Annotated in this window: 15 protein-coding genes; 6 read left to right on the forward strand and 9 right to left on the reverse strand. The window is 74.7% G+C overall.

The genetic code is table 11. From position 1 onward, the window contains the following. Entirely contained in the window at nucleotides 1-2,766 is a 2,766-nt protein-coding gene (locus QP090_RS21315; protein WP_285940881.1) for a WD40 repeat domain-containing protein, read from the forward strand. Here the strand turns inward: QP090_RS21315 and QP090_RS21320 are convergent. Both QP090_RS21320 and QP090_RS21325 read right to left on the reverse strand, forming a co-directional pair. Further along, the gene (locus tag QP090_RS21320) at nucleotides 2,747-3,892 is read right to left on the reverse strand and encodes a tetratricopeptide repeat protein (protein WP_285940882.1); all 1,146 of its coding nucleotides are present in this window, start codon (nucleotides 3,890-3,892) and stop codon (nucleotides 2,747-2,749) included. The two genes, QP090_RS21315 and QP090_RS21320, sit on opposite strands and share 20 nt — an antisense overlap. A 71-nt stretch (nucleotides 3,893-3,963) precedes the next feature. Next, the gene (locus tag QP090_RS21325; RefSeq protein ID WP_285940883.1) at nucleotides 3,964-4,422 is read right to left on the reverse strand and encodes a winged helix-turn-helix transcriptional regulator; all 459 of its coding nucleotides are present in this window, start codon (nucleotides 4,420-4,422) and stop codon (nucleotides 3,964-3,966) included. Nucleotides 4,423-4,509: 87 nt separating this feature from the next. Here QP090_RS21325 and QP090_RS21330 point away from each other — a divergent pair, with 87 nt between their 5' ends. Then, nucleotides 4,510-5,754, forward strand: coding sequence for an MFS transporter (locus tag QP090_RS21330; RefSeq protein WP_285940884.1), 1,245 nt, complete (start codon nucleotides 4,510-4,512; stop codon nucleotides 5,752-5,754). On the opposite strand, the gene QP090_RS21335 is transcribed toward QP090_RS21330, so the two are convergent. From QP090_RS21335 to QP090_RS21350, 4 genes are all read right to left on the reverse strand, one after another. Beyond that, nucleotides 5,722-7,296 (reverse strand): FAD-dependent monooxygenase, encoded by a 1,575-nt coding sequence (locus QP090_RS21335; RefSeq protein ID WP_285940885.1) that lies wholly within the window; start codon nucleotides 7,294-7,296, stop codon nucleotides 5,722-5,724. The genes QP090_RS21330 and QP090_RS21335 overlap by 33 nt on opposite strands. 102 nt (nucleotides 7,297-7,398) lie before the next feature. Next, nucleotides 7,399-8,016: a TetR/AcrR family transcriptional regulator gene (locus QP090_RS21340; protein ID WP_285940886.1), complete on the reverse strand. Its 618-nt coding sequence runs from the start codon at nucleotides 8,014-8,016 to the stop codon at nucleotides 7,399-7,401. Between the two features lie 59 nt (nucleotides 8,017-8,075). After that, nucleotides 8,076-8,726, reverse strand: coding sequence for a DUF6461 domain-containing protein (locus QP090_RS21345; RefSeq protein WP_285940887.1), 651 nt, complete (start codon nucleotides 8,724-8,726; stop codon nucleotides 8,076-8,078). A 126-nt stretch (nucleotides 8,727-8,852) separates the two neighbouring features. Further along, entirely contained in the window at nucleotides 8,853-13,112 is a 4,260-nt protein-coding gene (locus tag QP090_RS21350) for a S8 family serine peptidase (protein ID WP_285940888.1), read from the reverse strand. A 142-nt stretch (nucleotides 13,113-13,254) separates the two neighbouring features. On the opposite strand from QP090_RS21350, the gene QP090_RS21355 reads away from it, so the two are divergent. Further along, a complete protein-coding gene (locus tag QP090_RS21355) occupies nucleotides 13,255-14,232 on the forward strand; it encodes a helix-turn-helix domain-containing protein (protein WP_285940889.1) in 978 nt (325 codons plus the stop codon). A gap of 880 nt (nucleotides 14,233-15,112) precedes the next feature. Here the strand turns inward: QP090_RS21355 and QP090_RS21360 are convergent. The 3 genes from QP090_RS21360 to QP090_RS21370 all read right to left on the reverse strand — a co-directional run bounded on the left by QP090_RS21360 (nucleotide 15,113) and on the right by QP090_RS21370 (nucleotide 17,272). Then, nucleotides 15,113-15,418 (reverse strand): DUF3817 domain-containing protein, encoded by a 306-nt coding sequence (locus QP090_RS21360; protein ID WP_285940890.1) that lies wholly within the window; start codon nucleotides 15,416-15,418, stop codon nucleotides 15,113-15,115. 145 nt (nucleotides 15,419-15,563) lie between these two features. Further along, a complete protein-coding gene (locus QP090_RS21365; protein WP_285940891.1) occupies nucleotides 15,564-15,920 on the reverse strand; it encodes a hypothetical protein in 357 nt (118 codons plus the stop codon). A gap of 65 nt (nucleotides 15,921-15,985) precedes the next feature. Next, nucleotides 15,986-17,272 (reverse strand): citrate/2-methylcitrate synthase, encoded by a 1,287-nt coding sequence (locus tag QP090_RS21370; protein WP_285940892.1) that lies wholly within the window; start codon nucleotides 17,270-17,272, stop codon nucleotides 15,986-15,988. Nucleotides 17,273-17,338: 66 nt separating this feature from the next. Here QP090_RS21370 and QP090_RS21375 point away from each other — a divergent pair, with 66 nt between their 5' ends. The 3 genes from QP090_RS21375 (at nucleotide 17,339) to QP090_RS21385 (ending at nucleotide 22,708) form a co-directional block, all read left to right on the forward strand. Further along, on the forward strand, nucleotides 17,339-18,595 hold the full coding sequence (locus QP090_RS21375; protein ID WP_285940893.1) for a hydroxymethylglutaryl-CoA lyase-like TIM-barrel protein: 1,257 nt from the start codon (nucleotides 17,339-17,341) through the stop codon (nucleotides 18,593-18,595). Between the two features lie 79 nt (nucleotides 18,596-18,674). After that, complete coding sequence (locus tag QP090_RS21380) at nucleotides 18,675-20,057, forward strand: SWIM zinc finger family protein (protein WP_285940894.1); 1,383 nt, start codon at nucleotides 18,675-18,677, stop codon at nucleotides 20,055-20,057. Further along, entirely contained in the window at nucleotides 20,054-22,708 is a 2,655-nt protein-coding gene (locus QP090_RS21385; protein WP_285940895.1) for a DUF6493 family protein, read from the forward strand. Before QP090_RS21380 ends, QP090_RS21385 begins: the two co-directional genes overlap by 4 nt. The last annotated feature ends 99 nt before the right edge of the window (nucleotides 22,709-22,807 follow it).

Consider the following 22,807-nt stretch of genomic DNA (forward strand, 5'->3'; position numbering starts at 1 on the left):
ATGCTGGAGCGGGAAGAGGCCGTCGCTCCTCCGGCCGCGGCGCCTCCTCGGCCGTTCCTGTCGGCATCAGAGCTGGCAGGGGCGCAGGGTTCCAGCGCGGTGCGGGAGCTCCTGGACGGGGCCGACTGGTCGGCCTTCACGCCCGAGCGCGACGTCCCGCCGCTGCGCGCCCGGCTGGCCGGGCTGGAGCGCGACGAGGGGGTGACCGGCGCCCACCGGCTGGCCACGCGGCGGCTGATCGACGCCGGTGTGGCGCGGCTCCTGCATCCGTACGGCCACGACACCGAGATCGTCGCCCACGCGATGAGCCCGGACGGCCGCCACCTGGCCACCGGCAGCTGGGTCGGCGACGACTACGACGCGGGCGGCGTCCTCCAGATCTGGGAGGTCGCCACCGGCCGGTGCGTCAACGCCGTGCGCCGCATCGAGGGCGGCGTCGGGTGGCCCGGCCACGAGCGCACGATCCAGTGGTCCGCCGACTCGTCCCGCATCGCCATGGCCCACTCCACGAACAGCGTGGGGGTCTGGACCTTCGAGGGCGAGTTCCTCGCCGCCATCGACGTGTCGAACGGCAACTCGCGCCCGTCGGAGTTCGCGCTCTCCCCCGACGGGCGCAGCGTCTACTACCACTGCGGCACCAACGGCGACGGCGGGCTCCAGGGCTGCGTCGTCCCTCTGGACCGGGGCTGGTTACGGTGGCTGCCCGACCACGTGGAGACCGATCACCCGTACCTGATGGCGCGCCGAACGCCCGAGGCCGTGCGGGACGGCTTCGCGGAGCGCGAAACGCGCGACGGCGACTGGAAGGTCGGGCAGTGGATCGACGACCCGGTGTGGTCGCCCGACGGCCGCCGGCTGTTCGGGGCCAACGCCATCAGTGTGGACGCCGGGACGCGCGAGATCGTCTGGTACGCGCCCGGCACGTTCGCCCGGCTCAGTCCGGACGGCCGTCTCGTCGCCGCCGTGACTCCCCGCGGCCTGTTCCTGCGCGAGGCGTCCACCGGGCGGATCCGCTGCGGTCCCTTCGCGCTCGGCAAGCCCGTCTCGCTGCACTGGGCGCCCGGCCGCGCCGTCAACCGGCTGGCGGTCCTGACACCACCCACCGGCACCGCCGAAACGGGAGGCGTGCACGTCTTCGACAGCGACCGCCTCGTCTTCAGCGCCCAGGTCCCGCACTCGGGCTGGGGAGGCCAGGAAGGCGACCACAACGCCTGGGCCTGGGCTCCCGGCGGGGAACGGGCCGCCTTCCTGACCATCGAGGGGTCCGCCGAGATCTGGTCGTTCGCCGACCCGGCGCACCCCCGGCTGATCCGGAGCGTGCTCGCCGGGGGCGCCGACACCGTGTACTGGGGCGCGGACGACACGCTGGTGGTGCTCGACGACGTGGTCATGCAGTTCGTCAAGGCCGAGACCGGCGAGGTCGTCGGGGACTTCTACTCCCTGTACGTCCCGCCGGGCCCGCGTCCGGTGGAGGGCGGGCTCGTCGAGGAGTTCGAGGGGCAGATCTTCGCGCTCGGCGAGGACACCTGGGCGATGACTCTCCAGCCGGACGCCGTGATCGCTCCGGAGGGCAGCGAGGACGAGCTGGACGCCCTCCTGGCCTGGGGAGTCGGGCGGCGCCACGCCTGGCCGGTGCGCTGGGGTGAACTTCGCGTGCTGCCCGACGCCCTCAGCGCCGCCGCCGTCCTCGACTCCGAGGACGGCGGGATCCTCCGCGAATCCCGCGGGGAGCTGGAGGGGATGGACGGCGATGAGCCCGCGGAGTGGCCGCCTCCGAACACCGCGAGCGTGGCCGATCTGTTCGAGGCGGCGCGTGGTTCACTCGCCGGCCTCGACCGGTATAGCTGGGGCTCGCACATCGCGGATCACCTGCGGGCCGCCGCCCGGCTGCGCGCCCGACGCGGCGAGCCCGAGGCCGCGCTGATCCTGGTCGCCGACATTCCCGAACCGGCGGACCGCCTCGCGGCGGCGTCCGACGTCGCCGTGCTCCTCGCCCGGGCCGGGGACACCCGTTCCGCCCGCACCGCCTTCTCCCTCGCCCGATCGCTGTTCCCCTCGGTGGACCAGAAGATGTTCGACGCCGGCAGGGCGGCCTCGTTCGGCGCGGCCTGCCAGGCGCTGGGCGAAACGGGCACCGCCGAGCAGTGGTTCCAGCACGCCCGCGCGTCCATCACCATCGAACCCAACCCGTGGCAGGACCACGTCGCCGTCATACACGCGATGCTGGAGTGCGGACGCGACGACCTCGTGCGCGCCCTCCTGGACGACCGCTCCGGGCATCCGAGCGGAAGCTTCTTCTCGGAGGCGGAGTGGCTGGTGTACCTGCTGCGCACCGGCCGCCTCGACCTGGCACGCGAGTTCCAGAGCCTGCCCGGCTGGGACGTCCCGTACGAGGTGCTGAGGGTCTTCGCCGAGCAGGGCCGGGCCGACCTGATGGAGACCTGGGGAGACCACGACTGGGCGGTCGGCGACGAGCTCGTCGAGCTGGCCCGCCGGAGCACGCCGCCGGTCCGGCCCTCGACGCCGACCGACCAGGACCTGCGGGGACTGGCCCGGCGCTACGCCGAGATCCAGGGAATACCGCACTCGCAGCGCGAGCACCCGATCGAGCGGCTGATCGAGCGCGCCGCGGAGTGCGGGCACATCTCCGCCGCACTGGACCTCCTGGAACTGCTGCCGGAGCGCGGCGACTTCAACGACCGTCCCTCGGCGGCGTTCGGCGCGATCTGGCTCCTCTGCACCGGATTCAACCGGCCTCCGTTCTAGAGGTGAGCGTGGACTCCTCGCAGGCACTCAGGGTGAGCAGGGCATCGTGCAGGTCCTGCTCGGCTCGACGGACCTCCTTCCGCGAGGTGTCCAACTTCTCGCGTCTCCGCTCGAGCAGGTACATCTGCGAGTAGCGGTGATCGTCGTCCCAGTCGTCGTCCGCCTCCAGCTCCCGGTGCCGCTCCTGATGAGCCCGCGCCTTTGCGCGGTGGAGCCGCACCGCTTCTTCGCTGGCGGTCAGCGCTTCTTTCGGTGCCCCCAGCACGAGCAGGCGGGCACCGAGGTTGTGCCAGGCTCTCGCCTGGTAGGTGTCACGCTTACGGAACCGCAGCTTTCCCATCGCCTCGACGATGCACGCGCGCGCCTGCTCGGTCTGCCCGCTCCGGACGAGCCGGTCGCTGCACACGTCCAGGGTGTGGAGGAATCGCACCGTCGAGTCAGCCTGTCGCCACCAGGCCGCCATGACCTCGGCGCTCACCTCGGCGGCTTCGGCGACGCGGCCGACCGTGTCCAGGCAGTCCGCATAGGCCGTCAACGCGTGGATGAGCTCGAAGCTCGCCGATCCGGCCCCAGCATTCTGTAGCCGTCCGCGGGCCTTGGTCACCGCCTCGGCCGCGGACTCCACCGCCTCCTGGTCGCGGCCGAGCCTGGTGAGGAGCAGCGTCCGCCAATAGCGCGCCTCCGGGGCCTGTGCCCGCGCGGACCGGTTGGATTTCGACAGTCGCAGGAGCTCCTCGACGACCTCGAGTGCTTCCTCCCACCGCTCGCACTCCATGAGGCTGCGGTGCAACGCGGCCAAGGCGCGGACGATCCGGTCGGTGAACAAGCCCGGTCGGGCGGCGGGCCCCGTCCGATAGACCGCCAGTTCTTCCCGGCGAGCCAGGCCGGCGAGATCGTCCCATCCCAGCTCGGTCAGCCGCTCGGCGAGTCGGTCCAGCGACTCGGGCAAGGCGGTCGGCGTGGGCCACGTATCCGGGGATCGCCCACGCATCTGCCCGACCTGCTCGAGCTCGTTCCTCGCCCACCGCACGGTCTTGTCCGGCCGGGCAAGACCGCGGTAACGGGCTGAGTCCACTGGACGTTCGAGCATCGCAGGCTGAACCACTTCAGCGTCCAACTCGTTCATGCCCAAGGCATACCACCGGCGCGTGGGCGGCGGGGTTCCGGCGAGGTCTGGAGGCGCGGAGGGGCTGCTCTCTACCGGGTCTTCTGCACGTGGGTGGTTTCGGTGCCGAGGGGGGTGCCGTCGGCGCCGGCCGGCGCGATCTCCGGCACGCGGATGCCGTGCTGGTCGACAAGGGTGGAGTGGGTCTCGCCGGGGACGAAGGCGTGGCGCTCTCCCCACTGCCGCAGGGTGAGGATGACCGGGAAGAGATCGCGGCCGGCGTCGGTGAGCACGTATTCCTGACGGCGGCCCGATGGTGCGGTGCGCTGGGCGAGGAGCCCGTGAGCGGTGAGCTTGCGGAGGCGGTCGGTGAGGATGTTGCGGGCGATGCCGGTGCGCCGCTGGAACTCGGTGAACGACCGTGCCCCGTCCATCGCGTCGCGGACGACGAGAAGGCTCCACCTGTCGCCGACGAGGTCGAGCGTGCGGGCGACGGGGCATTCGGGGTCGGTCCAGTCGGGGTCCGGGGCGCGCGTGGTGGTGCGCGGCATGACACCTCCCAATGAGTTGCGGATTGAAACCATCATGCCGTACCGTCCAATTGGTTGCAATTTGCTACTGATCGGGATTGGGGTGCGATGGACGTGTGGCGGCGGTTGCTACTCGCGGTGGTGTGCGGTGTCGCGGTGGCGAGCATCTATGCCGCGCAGCCGGTTCTGGCGCCGATGGGACGGGATCTCGGTGTGCCGGCGGAACTCACCGGGTGGATCGTCGCGACCGGCCAGTTCGGCTACCTGGCAGGGCTGGTGCTGCTGGTGCCGCTCGGCGACGTGGTCGACAGGCGCCGGCTCATCGCCGTGCACCTGGCGCTCACCGCGGCGGGCATGATCCTGACGGCCTCGGCGTCGGCCGCGTGGGTGGCGTTCGCGGGGCTCGCGGCGGCCGGGGTGTTCGCGGTCGTGGTGCAGACCGCGGTGGCCTACGCCGCGTCGGTCTCGCCGCCTGCCGAACGCGGACGGAACATCGGTGTCGTGACCTCGGGCGTTGTGGTCGGCATCCTGGGCGCGCGGGCCGTCACCGGCACGCTCGCCGACGTGTGGGGCTGGCGGAGCGTCTATGCCGTCCTCGCGGTGCTGTCGCTCGGGCTCGCGGCCCTCGTCCTCGTCGTGCTGCCGTCGGAGGAGCGCCCCGACCGGCCTGCGGGGTACAGGCGGGCCGTCGCCTCGCTCGGCGGACTGTTCGGGCAGCGCATCGTCCTGACCCGCGGGCTCATCGCGTTCTTCTTGTTCGCATCGTTCGGAACCCTGTGGAGCGGGCTGTCGGTGTCGCTGGCGGACCCGCCATGGCAGCTCAGCGAAAGCCGGATCGGACTGTTCGGCATCGCCGGACTCGCCGGCGCACTCGGCGCGGCACGCGCGGGACGGTGGGCGGACGCGGGACGGACGGCCCCGGTCACCGGTCTCGCCCTCACCCTGCTCATCCTCGCGTGGGCGGCGATCGCGCAGCTGCCGTGGTCACTGTGGCTCCTCATCGTCGGAATCGTGGCCCTCGACTTCGCGGTCCAGGCCGTGCATGTGAGCAGCCAGCACCTGCTCACCGCCGCGCACCCGGATCGCACCAGCAGCGTCATCGGCGCGTACATGGTCTTCTACTCGCTCGGCTCCGCCCTCGGCGCAGCCGCGACCACCGCCGCCTTCACCGCCCACGGCTGGGCGGGCTCCAGTCTCCTCGGGGCCGGATTCGCGGCCTGCGCGCTGGCCGTCTGGGCGGCCGGCAGGCGACCGCCCCTCGATGGCGCGAACCTCCGATCCGAGGCAGCGGGCACGCGCCAGGCACTCCCTCCGCGTGGATCACACCACCGGGTTCCCGGCCGGGACCGGTGAGCCGAACCAGCGCCGTGCGGCGGCCCGGAGCCCGTCCAGTTCGGCGGCATCCGGGTTGGACGAGTCCGATGCCCACGCCACATGGCAGTCGGGGCGGAGCAGCAGGGCGGTGAACGCGTGCGCGGACGGGTGGGGCCGCGCGGTGACGACGTCCACCCGGTCGGTCCCGTCCGGCAGCGCCTCAGCGACCGACGCGCCCTCGGTCAGGTCGAGCAGCAGGGGCCGTGCGGTCCTGCCGAGCTCCGCCAGCCGGACCGTGCCGGTGGAGGTGTCCAGTTCGACGTCCGGCGCGAACCGGCCGACCAGGGGGTGGGCCTCGGGAATGCCCATGTCGTAGCGGACGTCGGCGCCCGCGAGCAGATCCGCGAGGTGCTGGACGGTGTCCCGGTGGCCGAGCAGTTCGATGAACAGGTCGCGCAGCGCGGTGACGTCGCCGCCCGGGGCGATCAGCGCGGACTGCGCCTGGGCGTTCATGACCATGCGGCCGGCGGCCTGCCGGCGCTCGGTCTCGTAGCTGCCCAGCAGTCCGGCCGGGGCGGTGCCGCGGATCCGGGCGGCGAGCTTCCAGCCGAGGTTGGCCGCGTCCTGCAAGCCCAGATTGAGCCCGGGGCCGCCGCCCGAGGCGTAGACGTGCGCGGCATCGCCGACCAGGAACACCCGGCGGTCCCGGAAGCGTTCGGCGACGCGGGTGTTGCCGCCGGTCAGGCGGCGCAGCACGTGCGGTCCCGCCCCCTGCGGCGGACCGACCGGGAGGTCCGCGCCGAGGACGCGGCCGAGGCTCGCGCGCAGCTCGTCGAGGCTCATGGGCTCCCCGGACTCGGGCTGGTCCCACTCCGTGGTGCTGATCAGCGGGGGGTGGCCGGGGAACGGCGCGTAGGAGACCCCTCCGTGCTCGGTGCGGTGGGACAGGAACGGCCGGAGGGCGCCGTGGCCGGGCACGTTCAGGGCGCCGGTCCCGGCGTCCACCCAGCCCGCCGGGACGGAGGCGTGCGCCGTGCGGGTGGTCGTCCGGTCGTAGCTGACGCCGGGGAAGCCGATTCCGGACAGCTTGCGCGTGAGGCTGTGGGCTCCGTCCGCGCCGGCGAGGTAGCGGGCCCGCACCCGGTAGTCGCCGTCCGTGCCGGCGACGTCGACAGTGACGGCGTCGTCGTCCTGCGTCAGGCCGATCACCTGGTGTCCGCGCCGGATGTCCACTCCGAGTTCGGTGGCGCGCTCTTCCAGGATCTGGACAATGCGCTGCTGCGGCACGGCCAGGCCGTACAGCGGGCTGTCCTCCAGCAGGCTCAGGTTCAGGCCCATCGCGGCGAACGTGAAGTAGGCGGAGTTCGGCCGCGGCGGCCCCGGGGCATCGCTGAGCCGCTCGTACAGTCCGCGGTGGTCGACCATGCGCACCACCTGCCCGAGCAGGCCATTGGCCTTCGGTTCCGGGCTCGGCTCCGACAGCCGCTCCAGCACGATCGGCCGGACGCCGGCCAGGCTCAGTTCGCAGGCGAGCATCAGCCCGTTCGGGCCTCCTCCGGCGATGACGACATCGGTGCTCACGGACATGTTCTCCCCTGAATAGATCTGACATGACGGAAAAGGGCAGGACGAACCGACCCGGCGGCGGCGCCGGGCGGGGAACAACCGGATGAGCGCGGTCCGCTACGGGACGGGCAGTCCCGCGGCGAGGGCGGCGAAGACCTCGGCCAGCACCGGTCCGAGGGAGGTCTGGCCGTCGGTCCGCAGGCAGTGCTCCACGGCCACCGCGCTGCCCGCGGCGACCACCGCGGCGACGAGGTTCGGATACACCTCACGCGCCGCGTCCGTGCCGGTGCGTCCGGCGACCGCGCGGGCCAACTCGTCCTGCGCGGCCGCGTTCGCCTTGCCGACCTCGCCCTGCAAAGCCGGTTCGGCCAGCATGAGCCGGAGCCCGTCCGCCCATCTCCGGTCGGGCGCCGACTGCCCGCCCGCCGCGAACCGGGTCTGCACGGCGTGGGCGACCGAGTCCCACAACGACTCATCGGCCGGGCGGGCGCGCAGCTCGTCGGCGACCCGCAGCATGCGCTCCAGGTGAAGGGCCGCGATCGCCTCGGCCTTGCCGGAGAAGTAGTTGCGGAAGGTGCGCACGGACACGTTCGCCGCGGCGGCGATGTCCTCCACCGCCACGTTCTCCCACCCGCGCTCAACGCACAGGCGGATCGTGGCCTGGCTCAGTGCCACCCGGGTCTCGCGCTTCTTGCGCTCGCGCAGCCCGAGATGAGTAGCGTCATCCGGTGTCATGCCGGAAACCGTAGCAAATTAATGCCGCCACGGCAAAATTTCCAAAATGGAAAGATTGCTCAGTGGTCGGCGGCCGTGCCGCACAGGAAGACCGCGTCGTCGAGCATGGCCGCGGTCACGCGGACTCCGGTGAGCCGCTCGGCCAGGGCGAAAGCGGCCGTCGTGGTCGGGCCGACGTCCTCGCCGTCCGCCTCCAGGTCGAAACCGATCTGCCGCATGTCCTCAAGGAGGGCGTCCGGGGTGCTGCCGCCCCGGTGGCCGGCGAACAGGGGCTCGAAGTCCAGCCGGACGTCGCCGTCCTCGATCCAGAGGAAGCCGCCGAAGGCGTTGCCGCCGTTGTAGCGGTGCGAGACCAGCCGGGTCCCCGCCGAGACCGGCACCACGACCGAGGGGGTCACGCCCAGATGGCCGTTGACCTCCAGGGCCAGGGTCCAGTCCACGCCGTCCCCGGTCACCGCCGTCGCGCCGATGAACTGGACGTCGCCGTGATGCGGCTCGTCCCAGTACTGGAAGGAGAGGTCGGTGAACTCCTCGCCGAGCCTCAGGGCGTCGAACATGATCCGCGCACCGAGCCGGTCCATGAACTCCCGCGGGGTGATCCCGCGCACCAAGGTCAGGCAGTACGCCGAGAACAGGCCGTCGTCCTCCTCGGCACCGATCCACGCGTAGTCGGCCGCGACGGCCTCCGGCCGCCCGAGATCCTCTGACACAAGATCAGCTTACGGGCGCCCCGCACCCCGAGGACGGCCCGCCGGGCGATAGCGCCTTCGGCCTCACCTGCGTTCTCGACGGAGTCCAGAACGCAGGTGAGGCCGGCTGAGGTCGGTGCGCGGATGTCAGCGGAGGTGGAGGCGGTGGGCTCCTCCGTGCTGGGTCCCCGCGTACAGCCAGGCGCCGTCGGGGCTGAGCGCCAGTGAGGTGACCGAGGTGTTCTGTAGGTCGCCGGACAGGTTGGCCCACGTCCGGCCGCCGTCGGTGCTGCGGAGCACGCCGCGCCCGCCCTTGAGCAGTGCGGCGTCGCTATAGGCGCCCGCTGCGGCGTACAGGACGCGGGTGTCCGTCGGGGACGCGACCATGTCGGTCACCTTCATCGGCAGGCCGCCGGTACGGGCGGCACGGAAAGTGTGTCCGTTGTCGTCGCTGACACGGATGTCGGAGCCCGCCGCGACCACCACGCGCTTGGGCGAACGGGGGTCGGTGAAGACCTTCGTGACGCTCGCGCCGTCCACCTTGTGCAGGGTGTGGCCGCCGTCGTCCGACCGCCACAGCCCGCCGGCGCCGCCCAGCCAGAGCCGGTCGGGGTCGCGCGGGTCGCCTGCGACGGTGGTGAACACCTGGTCGTGCAGGAACTTGCGCCAGGTCGCGCCGCCGTCGGCGCTGGTGAACAGGCCGATGCCCTGCAGGGACTTGAACGGGATCACGATCCGGCGCGGGTCGGCGGGGTGGATCAGCAGGTCGAACGGGGTCTCCTGGGTCCGCACGAGCTGCTTCCAGGTGGCCCCGCCGTCCTGGCTGCGCTGGACGGTGAAGGTGTCCACCGACGGGACCGTGGTGATCTTCCAGACCTCGCGGGGGTCGCGCGGCGACACCGCGAGCTGCCCGACCGCCGTGCCGAAGTGCGCCTCCTTCGCCGTCCCCCATTCGCGGGTGGCGGCGGTGACGGGGCCGGTGGGCAGCGCGGTCCGGTAGACGTCGTAGTCGGTGGCGGCGATGAGGGCCGGACGGCCGTCCGCGCCGGTCGCCACCGCGAGGTCGTGCGCGGTGGCGCCCTGGATGCCGGTGCGGGCGTAGCCGGCGCCGGCGTCGCGGGTGCCGAACAGGCCCGCACGCACCGACGAGAGCAGCACCTCGCGCTTGCCGCCGGGTGCCGTCCAGGACGCGAAGTCGGTCTCGACCGAGCCGGAGATCGGCTCCTTCCAGCGGGTCCAGGCGGCGCCGTGGTCCCGGCCGACGTGCTCCTCCCGGAGGGCGCCGACGTAGACGTCGCCGTCCACGATCTTCAGGCTCTGCGGGGTCCCGGACGGCAGCTCGTACAGCTCCTTCCAGGTCGCGCCGCCGTCGCGGGTGCCGCGCACCACGCCCGACACCCCGGTCGTGACGACCATCTCGGCGTCGCCGTGGACGAAGCCGGTGCCGCGTTCGGCGAGCGCGAGCCGGCCGGGGCCGGGGGCGTCGCCGGTGATGCCGGGGACCGTCCAGACCCCGTCGTAGGCGGCGGCGAAGAGCACCCCGCCGGAGATCGTCAGCCCGGCCGCGGGCCCGCTCCACGGCGCCGCCCGCGCCTGCCAGGTGGCGCCCCGGTCGCGGCTCACGTACAGCGCGTCGCCCGCGGCGGCGACCAGGATCGCGCCGGACGGGTCGACGGTGAGGGCCTCGACCGCGACGTCGGGGAAGTCGAGGGTCGTCCAGGTCCGGCCGCCGTCCTCGGTGCGCAGGATCCGGCCCTGGTAGGCGGGGTCGACCTGGCCGGTGAGCAGCGACCCGGAGGCCACCGCGTTCCACATCCGGCGGCCGTCGCGCGGGTCGACGACCAGCTTGCCGACGCCCGCGGCGGACGGGCCGACGGGGAGCCGGCGGCGCTGCGCCCAGGTCTGCCCGGCGTCGGTGGTCAGCCAGACGCCGGAGTCGCCGAACTGGGTCAGCGCGAGCTGGGCCGGCGCGGCCGGGGACGTGGCCAGGGCGCCCGAGCCGGAGTTGGGGCCGACGGGGTCCCAGTGCGCGCCGCGCGCGTCGGCCGGGGTGACCTCGAACGCGGCGGCGCCCGCGAGCGTCGTCCCTCCTGTGGCCGCCGCCGTGCGGGCGCGGGCCGCGACCCGGTACGTGCCGGCGGCCTCGCCGCGCAGCGGCGCCCGCCACCAGCTCCCGTGGTCGAGCCTGGTCGTGACCTCGGTCTTCCTCCCGTCCGGCGCGGTCACCGTGACGACGGGCGCGGCCTCCAGCGCGGCGGGGCTGTAGACGAACGCCTCGGACGCGCCGTCGCTCGGGTCCGGGGAGACGTACATGCGCAGATGGCGTGCCGGCAGCAGATACGGGACGCCTACCCGGGCCCCGCCGTCGGACTCGATCCACCCGGTGAGGTCGGTGTCACCGTCCGGGGTGCGGGCCGTGACCGTCACCGTGACGTCGGCCCTGCCGCCCGCCGGGACCGAGACGGTGCGCGGCGAGATCGTCACCGTGCCGTCCTCGCCCGCGTTCCGCGCGCGGAGCCTGGTGGTGACCCGCTTCGCGCCCGGATTGGACAGGTGGACGGTCCCGCTTGCGCGCACCGTGCCGCCGCCGAGGCCCGCGAGGCCGAGCGACAGGGTCGCCGGGAAGGCCGAGACCTTCACGTCGGCCGCCGCCGGCACGTCCAGCCGCCCGGCGCCCTGCTCGGACGGGGCGAGGCCGGGCAGCCGCCGGGCGCCGCCGGTGAGCGCGCCGCCGATCGCGGTGGCCGGGTGGCCCGGGTGGAGCTGGCGCAGCAGGGCCGCGGCGCCCGCGACGTGCGGGGCGGCCATGCTCGTCCCGGACATCCGCGCCGTGCCGTTCCCCGGGACGGTCGAGAGGATCCCGACGCCAGGCGCGACCAGGTCGGGCTTGGCGCCGAACCGTGCGGACGGCCCGCGCGCGCTGAAGTCGGCCAGCCGGTCGGTGGCGTCGTCGGACGCCAGCCGGAGCCGGACCGCCCCCTTGCCCAGCAGGCCGCGCAGGTGCGCGGTCTCGTACCCGTCGACGTCCAGGACGACGAGGCCGCCGAGACGCGCGCCGCCGGTCGCGTACCTGTCCTGGACGGGCGGGACGGGCCGCTCCCCTGCGAGCTGCGGCACCGGCACGCCGTCGGCGCCGAAGAGCGCGGCGCGGCCCTTGCGGCCCTCGATGTCGCGCGCGGCGGCCTCCCGGCCCGCCGCGCTCCCGCCGTGCAGGAGCACGATCTTTCCGCTCAGGTCCCCGAGCGCGTCGAGCTCCTCGGGGGTGCCCTTGCCGCCGTCCACGAGCGCGGCCTCCGCCGGGCGGGCGGACGGGTCGGCCGACAGCGCGTTCCGGTACGCCTGGAGCTTCTGCCGTCCGGGCTCCACCACGCTCAGCCGCGGCACCCGGACCCCGCTGGTGCTCGCGCCGACCGCGAGGACGCCCTCGGCGGCGGCGGGCGTCGCGACGGTCCCCGCCCCCGGGCCCTCGTTGCCCGCGGCGGCGACCACGACCGTCCCGGACCGCACCGCCGCCGACGCGGCCCGCCCGATCGGCTCGGTGCCGTCGCCCGGCGCGCCGAGGCTCATGTTGACCACGCCGGCGGGATGCGGGGAGGCCGGGTCCACGGCGGCCTCCAGCCCGGCGAGCACGCCGGACTCGGTGCCCCCGCCGCGCGCGTCCAGCACCTTGTAGGCGGTCAGCGTCGCCTTGGGCGCGACGCCCTGCACGCCGCCGTCGCCCGCGACGATCCCCGCGACGTGGGTGCCGTGCCCGTTGTCGTCCCTGGGGTCGCCGTCGCCGTTGACGAAGTCGTACCCGGCCACCACCTTGCGGCCCGCGCCGAAGCCGCCGCCGAGGTCGGGGTGGCCGTAGTCGACGCCGGTGTCGACCACCGCGACGGTCACGCCGTCGCCGCGTGCGGCCCGCCCGTCCGGGGCCTTGCGCTTCCACACCTGCGCCGCGCCGGTCAGCTCGTTGCTCGCGGTGTCGGCGCGGCGCATCACCAGGTCGGGGTGCACCGCCACGACGCCGGGCAGCGCGGCGAGGGCCGCCCGGTCGCGCTGCCGGGCCCGCACCGCGACCCCGTTGAACAGCAGGGTGAACGAACGGGTCTCGGTCAGCCTGAGCCCGCGCGACTCGGCCGCCGCGAGCACGCCGCGCTGCGCGGTCCGCACCGCGCCGCGCCGCGCGGCGACGGCCCGCGCTGCCTGGGCGGTCCCGCCGTCGTCCCGCGCGGGCGGCGCGGTCACGGCCGGCGCGCCCGCCAGCTCGACGATCAGGTTCTCCTCGCGGTCCGCGCCGTCCGCCGCAGCGGGCGGGAGGACGGCGAGCGCAGGTCCGGCGGCGAGCAGGATCGCCGCCGCCGCGCGGCTCAGGCGGCGCGCGCCGCCGCGGCGGCGTCCGCTGGTGGTCCCGGGACGGGTCACTGGGGCTCCCTCTCGTCGGGTGTCCCCCCAGGTCCTACGCGACCTAGATCATCGCTGTCGACGCTTTCGACCGTCCGTCTGGTGACAACGGCACCTATGTGCCATCTACGGTGTTGATCACCTCAGCGGAGGAGGAGGGACCATGACCGGCTTCGACGACCCGCACCTGTTCGAGCCCATCGGGCTGTCGGCGGCCGACGAGGAGGTCTACCGGACGGTGCTCGCCGCCCCCGGCAGCACCACCGCCGAGCTGGCCGCCCGGCAGGGCCACCGCGCCGCGCGGACGTCCCGCGCGCTCAGCCGGCTGGAGGGGCACGGCCTGGTCACCCGCGCGTCCGGCACGCCGCGCCGCTGGGCCCCGGCCATGCCCGAGGCGGCCGTGGAGATCCTGATCAACCGGCGGATGGAGCAGCTCAACCGGCTGCGGCTGGCCACCGACGCGCTGATGGCGCAGTTCCGCGCGTCCGGGCAGGGCCGCGACCCGGGCGAGCTGGTCGAGATCGTCTCCGGCGCGGAGGCGTCCGCGCGGCGGTTCGCGCAGGTCCAGATGACGGTCGCCGAGGAGATGCTGGTGTTCGACCGGCCGCCGTACGTGCAGGCGGGCGGCAACCCCTGGCAGCGGCCGGTGCTGGCGCGCGGGGTGCGGTGGCGGGCCATCTACGCCCCCGAGTCGCTGGCGCCGCCGGGCGCGCCCGGCACCGTCCAGGAGCTGCGCGCGGCCGGGGAGGAGGCCCGGGTCCTGGCCGGGCTGCCGATGAAGCTGGTCATCGCCGACCGGCGGATCGCGCTGCTGCCGCTGGTCGCCGACGACGTGATCGGGCAGACGATCGTGGTGCACCCCTCCTCGCTGCTGGACTCGCTGGTCATGCTGTTCGAGGCGCTGTGGCAGCGGGCGATCCCGTTCGCCGAGCCGCCGCCCCCGGCGGCGGGCGGCCCGGCGGGTGAGGACCGCAAGCTGATCGAGCTGCTGGCCATGGGCCTCAAGGACGACGCGATCGCCCGGCAGCTCGGGCTGTCCACCCGCACCACCCGGCGCCGGATGAAGGCGCTCAGCGACGAGCTCGGCGCCCGCAACCGCTTCCAGGCCGGGATGGAGGCCGCCCGCCGCGGCTGGATCTGATCCGTCGGCGCGACCCCGCGCGGCGGTCCGGGACGGTCCGGGACGGGTCCGCGGCGGGACGACCTGCGGGGCTCATTCGGCCGAACCACCACACGCCGGGCAACGGCCCGGCAAAGTCAAGATCGCGATCACGATTCTTTGTTGACCTGGGTTTACGTGACCATGGCGCGCGGGTACTTACCGCAACGAGATCGTGACACTGGGTAAAGGAGAAACCCTCGGGCCGGCAAAGGCCCGGCTCCGGCGCCCGTCGAGGGGAGGATCGCGTGCACCCGACCGACCGCGTCCCCTTCTCCCTCGGCCCGGTCCGTACGGCCGAGGGCGTTCCCGGCCCGCCGCACCGCACCCCGCACCGCCCCCTGGGCTCCACGGTGCACGCGGCGGCGGCGGCGCGCGGAGACACACCTCGGGTCCTCGGCCGTACCGGGCCCGCCGGCCCGGACCCGCGCGTCCCCTCCCTCGCGCGGGTCCCGGGATCGCGACCGGCCTGCCGCCGCAGCGGCGCTGCGCGGCGGCAGGCCGCCCCGCCGCGGTTCCCGCGGCACTTCGACCATCACCGGGCGCCGATGCCGTACGCCCCCGCAGCATCGGCGTCCTTCACCACCGGGCCGGCGGCACCTTCGAGCAGTGCCGCCGGCCCGGCCTCCCCCTTCGACCCTCACCGTGCAGCGTTCCGGCGGAGGAAGGGGGGTGAGAGCAGCACCGACCCGATTCGGCGGAAGCCGACGCATCAGGGCGACCGGCACCACGTCCGACCCCCGTCCCGGTCGCCCGCACAGCAGTGAGGATCGCTGCGATGAGCCCGGCCCGTGGAGGCGTCCCCCTCCGCGGGCCGCGGCACGTCCGGTGCCGGGCGGCCGGTCCCTCCGCGGGAGGGACGTCAGGCGGTCGCGTTCGCGGTCTCGAGCGCCCGCGCCTCGCGGACGACCTTGCGCTCGACGAAGAAGGTCATGAACGGGATCACGCCGCCGAAGACGATCAGGACCATCCGGCCGAGCGTCCAACCGGTCCGCCGCCACAGGTCGTAGGAGATCACCAGGTAGACCATGTAGAGCAGGCCGTGCACGGGCGCGACGATGCCGGCCAGGGCGGGCTCGTCGGTCGGCCCGTACTTGAGCACCATGCCGACCACCAGGAGCACCAAGAGCGTCCCGACCACCAGGGCCAGGACTCGGTACCTGGTCACCGCCGCTTCCACAGATCACGCCTTTCGTCGGACGGCCGGACGGGCCGTTCAGCAGTACCGTTCGGCGGCACGTCGCCGCCGTCTCGGAGCCGCGCCACCGCCGGGCGCGGGCCACGCCGGGGCCCGGACCGTGCCGGGCCGGGGTTCAGCCGCGGCTCTCGGCGTTGAGCCGGGCGAGGTACCGGTTGTACGCGGCGAGGGAGGGGTCCTCGGCCTCGTGCTGCCGGATGAGCTCGCGCTTGACCGCGGCCGCCGCGGGCTCCTCGATGACCTTGGGCGCCTGGCGGGTCTCGTCCCCGCTCAGCTCGTCCCGCATCATCTTGATCCACATCACGATCACGAAGATCGAGAAGATCGGCCATTCGAAGGTGTAGGCCCAGCTCCGGTCGTTGCCGGCCTGCGCTCGGTCGTACTGCCACCACCCGAAACCGAGGAAGGAGGCGCACAACACGATCGCCAGCGCATGGAGGCCCAGCCAGCCGGGAGTGAAGAACCGTCGCACGACAACGAGCGTACCCCCGGTCACCGTGCGCCCACGCACACCCCCGGCTCAAGGCGGTCCGGCACCTAAGGCGGTCCGGCGGACCCGGCCGGATCCGGGACGGGTCCGGTGTAGACGGCGCGCGGACGGATCTGGGCGTGCCGCGCGTACTCCTCCATGGCGTGGGCGAGCCACCCGGCGGTGCGCGCGACCGCGAAGAGCGCCTCGCCCGCGCCGGGGACCATGCCCGCGACCGCGCCGAGCGCGGCCAGCGCGAGGTCGATGTTGGGGGCGGGGAGGCGCCGGCGGACGGCCTCGTCCACGACGGCGTCGGCGACCGCGAGGCGTCCGTGATCCGGCGCCGCCGCCCTGATCAGGCCGAACAGGCGCGTGGCGCGGGCGTCGCCGGACTTGTAGACGGCGTGCCCGAAGCCGGGGACGCGCTCGCCCCCGCGCAGCCGCTCGCCGATCACGCGGGCCGCGTCGCCGGGGCCGCCGATCTCGCCGAGCAGGCGTTCGGCGCCGTAGGAGGCGCCGCCGTGCAGCGGGCCGCTCAGCACGCCGAGGCCGGACGCGACGACGGCGTACGGGTCGGCGCGCACGGACGCGGCCACCCGGGCGGCGAGCGTCGACGCGGCCAGCTCGTGATCGGCGAGCAGGACCATCGCCGCCTCCATCGCCCGCAGCAGGCCCGGTTCGGGCGGCCGGGGGCACAGCCGGCTCCACAGCCGCTCCGCCACCGAGCCCGAGGCCGGGACGGGCTCGGGTGCGGCCGGCGGGAGGGCCTCGACCAGGCCGGCGATGAGGGTCTGGGCGGTGGCGGTCACCGCGGGCGGGTCGAGAGGGAAGCGCACCGGGTCGGCGGTGGCCAGGGCGGCGGTGATCAGCTGGAGCCGGTCGAGCGGAAGCAGGTCGCGGGGCAGGCCGGCCTGCGCCGCGACCGCGACGGCCACGCCCTCGGCGGACGCGCGCCAGCCGTCCCCGGGGGGAGGGCCGCCGGTGTGCGGGGAGGGGGATGGAGAGGCCGCCGCGTCCGGTCCGGTCCAGAGCCAGCGGGCGACCTCCTCGAAGCCGCGCTCCCCCGCGAGGTCCAGCGCGTCGCGGCCACGGTAGAAGGGCCGGTCGGCCCCGAGCATGGTGATCGCCGACTCGATCGCGAGCTCGCCGGGGCCGGGCGGCCTGCGCGGCCTGCCGCGCCGCGCGAGCTCCTCGACCTGCACGGCGTCGAAGAGGCTGCGCCGCCCGTCGGGCGCGTGCCTGCGGCGCAGCACGCCGCGGCTCACGTACGCGTACAACGTGGCGGGTTTCACACCGAGCCGCTCGGCGGCGGCCGAGGCGCCGATCCACTCGCCCGCCTGGTCGTTCTCCGCCATCCCGGCCCCCTGACATTGATTTTGATCAATATTGATACATGTGGATGCCGATGTCAATCTGTGGCCATGCCTCAGATCCATTTCCTCGATGTCACCAACCGCGACGGCGTGCAGACGGCCCGGACCGGGCTCTCCAAGTTCGGCAAGACGGTGGTCAACTTCTACCTCGGCCGGCTCGGCGTGGCGCAGTCGGAGATCGGCTTCCCGTTCCTGTTCCACGAGGTCCCCTACGTGCGCGCGCAGGTGGCACTGGCCGAGGCGGGCGCGTTCGGTCCGCTGCGGCTGTCGGGCTGGTGCCGCGGCGTGGTGCAGGACGTGGAACGGTCGCTGCCGCTCGGCCTGGCCCACTACAACCTGTCGATCTCGACGTCCGACTACATGATCGCCAACAAGTTCCGCGGCCGGCTGGACCGGGACGCGATCGTCCGCGAGATGGCCGCGGCGGTGCGCGCGGCCAAGGCGGGCGGGGCGCTGACCGTCGGCGTCAACGCCGAGGACGGCTCGCGGACGGACGAGGGGTTCCTCAAGGAGTTCGCGCTCGCCGCGAAGGAGGCGGGCGCCGACCGGGTGCGGTACTGCGACACGATCGGCGGCGACACCCCGGACCGGATCCGGGCCCGGTTCGCCGAGCTGGCCACGGCCGTCGGGATGCCGGTCGAGACGCACTGCCACAACGACCTCGGCCTCGCCGTCGCCAACTCGATCTCGGGGGCGCTCGGCGACCTGGAGGCCGGCCAGGACGCGTGGATCAACACCTGCGTCAACGGGATCGGCGAGCGCTCCGGCAACGCCGACCTGCTGTCGACGATCCTGGCGTTCCGGCACGGCTTCGGGCTGGAGGGCCACCGCGGGGAGGGCGGCCCGGAGGCGGGCGGGGACGGCGGGATCGGCGATCCGATCGACCTGTCCTGGGTGCGGCGGTTCGCGCTGTGGGCGAGCTACGCGTTCGGGCAGCCGCTGCCGTACAACCAGGTCGGGGTGGGCCGCAACGCGTTCGCGCACGAGTCGGGCATCCACGCGGACGGGGCGCTGAAGGACCACGGCAACTACGAGCTGTACGACGAGGAGACGCTCGGCGCGTTCCCCGCCGACTGGCACGCGCGGCCGGGCCGGGTGGTGCTGACCGGGGAGTACGGCGGCAAGGCCGGGTTCCGGCACGTCATGGACGGCCTCGGGATCGAGCCCGCCGACCCGGACCTGGCGTTCACCCTCGTCCAGCTCTGCAACGCGATGACCGGCCGGCCGCTGACCGACGACGAACTACGGCTGATCGGCGGATACCCGCGCGAGCTGGCGCTGCTCTTCCCCGGCCAGCTCGACTGATCCGTCCCCGGCCGCCGATCCGTTGCCGGCCGCTGAGCGTTCCGCTGTTCTGTCGGCGGCGGGTCCTAGGTTCTGCCGCATGGCCAACACGGCGACAGCGGCAGGCCCTGCGCAGGGCTTCACCTACACGCGCCCCTCGGGGCTCACCGGCGGGCTTCTCGGCCTGTCCACCTCGGGGGGCATCACGTCCGCCGGGCCCGCGGCGCACCCGCGCTTCTTCAGCGGGCTCCTCACCCAGGCCGCGCCCGCCGCGGCGGCGATGCTCGCGCTGGCCGACGTCGCGCGGACCCGCTACTTCCAGCCGAGGCCGACGGGGTTCCGCGACCCGGTGGTCACGTGCAATGGCGACCGGCTCCGGATGGAGTCGTTCTCCGCGTGCTGCGGCGTCTACGCGCGGCTCGACGTGCTCCAGCCCGCGCTCGACGGCGAGGTGCACGAGCGCGGCACCACCAACGTCGACGTCAACGGGCCACTGCGCGAGGCGCTGGCGCGGGTGGGCGGCGCCGATCCGCTGCACCTGGCGGTCGGCGCCGACGAGCTCGCGGTCACCACGCTCGACGGCGCGGTGGTGGAGAAGAAGGTGCCGCTGCCCGACCGGTGGCTGCGCGGCTTCGCCGAGGTCCAGGTGATCACCGCCGGGTTCGATCCGCGCGCCGAGACGGCCGGTCCCGATGCCGTCCGGTTCCTGCGCGGGTTGCCCGGCGGCAGGAGCGGCGTGCGCGGGACGCTGTGGGCGGTGCCCGCCGGACGGTCCCTGCGCGTCACGTCCCGTCCGGTCCCCGGCGCGGTGTGCCTGCCGGGCCCCGACCGGCTGCGGACGATGCTGCCGCTGCTGCGCTTCGCCCGCGCGCTGCGCGTGTACGGCCCGGCCGTCCACCCCGGGAGCGGCCCGGTCTCCAGCGTCTGGGAGCTGGAGCTTCCCGGGATGCGGTACGTCCTGTCGCTGTCGCCCGAGCCGTCGCGCGGGTTCTCCGGGGAGGGCGCGGTGCTCGACGCGCTCGCCACCGACGAGGCGGCGGGCGACGCCGACCTGCTGGGGGCGCTGCTGTCGTTCGAGCCGCGCGTCGAGCCCGACCTGCTGGCCGAGCGCTCCGGCATCGGCCTCGCCCGCGTGAAGGCCGCGCTGACGCAGCTCGGCACGTCCGGGCGGGTCGGCTTCGACACCGCCGAGGCGGCGTTCTTCCACCGCGAGCTTCCCTACGACCCCTCGCGCGTGTCGGCCCTCAATCCGCGGCTGCGGTCGGCGCACGCGCTCGCCGACGGCGGGGCCGTGCGGCTCACCGGTGAGGGCGTGGCCGTGGTCCGCAGCAACGAGCAGGACCGGCATGTCCGTATCGACGGCGACCAAGCGTCCTGCACGTGCCAATGGTGGATCGACCACCGTGGCGGGCGCGGCCCCTGCAAGCACGTCCTCGCCGCCCGTCTCGTCCAGCGCGCTGACCGGGGGGAAGGTCGCCGATGAGCGCATGGGATGAGGTCCGGGCCGGCATCGAGGCCGGCGACGCCCAGGGCGTCGGGGAGCTGGTCCGCGGGCTCGGCGACGACGCCCGCCGGGCCGTCGCCAAGGAGCTCCCGGCGTACCTGCGGGCCCGCGTGGCCGAGACCGGCCGGGGCGGGCTCGGCGACCGTGTGGCGCAGTCGCTGCTGGTCGCGGGGGCCTGCACCATCGGCGGCGCCGCGGCGGCGGCGACCTGGCTGTGCCGCTCCGACCTGCGCCCGTGGGGGCAGGGCCGGGACGAGCGGGCCGCCCTCCAGGTCCGCGAGGCCACCCGCGGCCGGCCCGCCGAGTGGCGCGCCGACGTCGCCCGCCGGGTCGCCGGGCGCATCCGTCCGTCCGGCGACCTCTGGGACTCGGGCCTGCTCTGGCACATCGCGGCGGAGCTGGCCCGCGAGGGCGGCTTCGAGCCCCCACTCTCGGACGGTTTCGTCTTCGGGTGGGTGGCGCTGGGCGGACCGCCCGTGCGGCTCCGCGACGACCCGTTCCTCGACGCGCTGCTCCCGAGGCTGTTCGAGGCCGACGGCGTGGGCACGGCGCTCACCAGCCCGGGAGCGGGCGTCGGGTCCCCCGCCTACTGGACGACCGAGCTGGCCGCGCTCGCGCGCGAAGGCCGCGTCGACCGCAAGGTGCTGCTGGACGGCTGCGTCAGCCGGTTCCTGCGCGGCGGCACCGCCCGTGAACTGCGCTCGTTCGTCCGGCTGCACGACGCGCTGGAGCCCACCGCCGACGAGGCCGCGGACCGGACCCGCGACCACGTGCGGCTCCTCCCGGCCGCGCCGCCGGTGGTGGCCGAGGCCGCGCTGCGCGAGGTGGTCCGCGCCGACGAGGCCGGACGGCTCGACGCCGGCCTGTTCGACGAGGCCGCGGGCGCGCTGCTGTTCCGTCCGGAGAAGAAGCTCCTGCGCGCCGCGCTGACCTGGCTGGGCCGCACGGCCCGCAGGCGCGACCGGGTCGGCGCGACGCTCCGCGCCGTGACCGTCCTGTTCGCCTCCGACGCGGCCGACCTGAGCGAACGCGCCGTGAAGCTGGCGGTGCGGTACGCGGCCGAGGCCGATGACGGCGTGCGGGAGGCCGTCCGCGACGCCGCGTCCGAGCTGCCGTCCGACCAGCGCGAGCTGATCGCGGCGGCGTTCGGCGCGGTCGCGGCGCCCGCCGTCCCGTCCAGCCCGTCCGGCCCGCCGCCGTTCGAGCCGCGCGAGCTGCCCGCGCCGATCGGCTCGGCGGCCGGGCTGACCGAGGAGTTCCTCGCCGCGCTGCACGGCGAGGACGACCGGCCCGGCATCGAGCGGCTGCTGGCCGGCCTGGTCGAGCTGGCCTACCGCGACCCGGACGGGACCCGCGGGGCGCTCGAGCGGGCCGCCCCCGACATCACGCCCTGGCTGGGGCACGGCGGGCAGATGAACTCGTACTCGCCGCGCGTGTGGGCGGCCTTCTGCGCGCAGGCGCTGCTCTCTGGGTCCCGGGTCAAGGTGTTCCACCCCGCGGCGGCGTTCCGCCGGGGCGACGCCTGGCTTCGCGACCGGCCTCGCGAGCCGCTCCTGCACCGGTTCCTGGTCTGGCGGATGCGCGAGATCGCGGGGGCGGTCGGACGGGTTCCGGCGCTGCTGGCGACCCCGACGGCGGCGAGCGGCCACGTCGATCCAGGGGAGCTCGTCGACCGCCTCGAACGGCTGGAGGCGGCGGGGGTCCGGCCCGGCGCCGCCGACCTCGCCCAGGCGCTGCTGCGCGTCCCGCGCGTTGTCGACGCCGGGGCCGTGACGCGGGCCGGGCGCCTGTCCTCCAAGGAGGGACGGGCCGTGGCCTCCTGGCTTGCCGCGGGCGGGCTCGCCGATCCGGCCGTCGAGTGCGAGTCGCTGACGCTGCCCCGCGCCGACGTCCCGCTTTCGGGGACGAACGAGCCGACCCACCAAACGTCCGTCCTGCCCACGGTCACCGTGCCGGACGGCGTGCCCCGCGACATCGCGCGGCTCTGGGGCCTCCCCGAGTCGGGGCCCTGGACGCGCATCCCCCGGAGCCGCTTCTGGGGCAAGACCACCTGGTGGCCTGGGTCGCTACCGTCCCACACCGAGGTCGCCGCGGCGCACCTGCTGCCGTACAGCCCCGAGTGGGGCGACGACCGCTGGGACCAGGGCGAGGTCCTGCTCGGGCTCGCCGAGACCGACGGTCCTACGGGGGCGGCCACCGCGACGGTGCTGGCGCACGGGCTGTCCTCGCGGCACACCGGTGACCGCGCCGGCGCCACCGACGCGCTCCTGGCGTTCTGCGGGCGCGGGCGGCTCCCGTCCGCCGAGCTCGGCGCCGCCGTCGCCACGCTCTCCGCGCAGGGCACGGTCAAGATCAACCGGGTGACGCAGGCGCTCGGCGCCGCCGCCGAGGCCGGTGCGCACGGCGCCGTCCACACCGTCGTCGCCGCCGCACTGCCCGGCCTGCTGCCCGCACCGGGCGCACGCCCCGCGGCGGGGCTGGCCGATCTGCTCGCCCTGGGCACCCGCACGGCGGAGGCCACCGGCGCGCGCGGCGTCGTCGCGGGCCTGGCCGAGGTCGCCGGACGCGGCGGATCCGGCCGCCTGGCGAAGGAGGCCGGGCGGCTGCACCGGACGCTGGCTCCCGGCTGAGCGGCCTCTCCCCCGTCCTCACGCGGGGCCGGTCCTGGCGCGCAACCGGGCCGTACCCGCCGGTGTTCGACCGGAGTGACGCACCGGCGTGCCAGGCTG

The sequence above is a fragment of the Actinomadura xylanilytica genome, assembly GCF_030283145.1.
GTDB lineage: Bacteria > Actinomycetota > Actinomycetes > Streptosporangiales > Streptosporangiaceae > Spirillospora > Spirillospora xylanilytica.